Genomic DNA, 256 nt, shown 5'->3' with positions numbered 1-256 from the left:
GCTTGTAGCTCAGGTGGTTAGAGCGCACCCCTGATAAGGGTGAGGTCGGTGGTTCAAGTCCACTCAGGCCTACCAAATTCTTTCTGATACCGCGTTGTGAAACGACTCGCATACTTCAGTATGCTTCGCCGCTCCACGCCTTGTCTCAGCAAGAATTAAGGTGAATGAGATAACTACGATGGGGCTATAGCTCAGCTGGGAGAGCGCCTGCTTTGCACGCAGGAGGTCTGCGGTTCGATCCCGCATAGCTCCACCA

The 256-nt window shown here is 53.9% G+C and carries 1 tRNA gene; it reads left to right on the top strand.

Annotation, left to right across the window (positions count from 1 at the left end):
• The first annotated feature begins 180 nt into the window (after nt 1-180).
• Nucleotides 181-256 (top strand) — tRNA-Ala (locus tag OGX99_RS00805).

Source organism: Citrobacter sp. Cu096 (assembly GCF_030332285.1).
Lineage (GTDB): Bacteria > Pseudomonadota > Gammaproteobacteria > Enterobacterales > Enterobacteriaceae > Citrobacter > Citrobacter meridianamericanus.
Note: the sequence above shows the minus strand (reverse complement) of the source record. Positions and strands in the feature narration are given on the sequence as shown.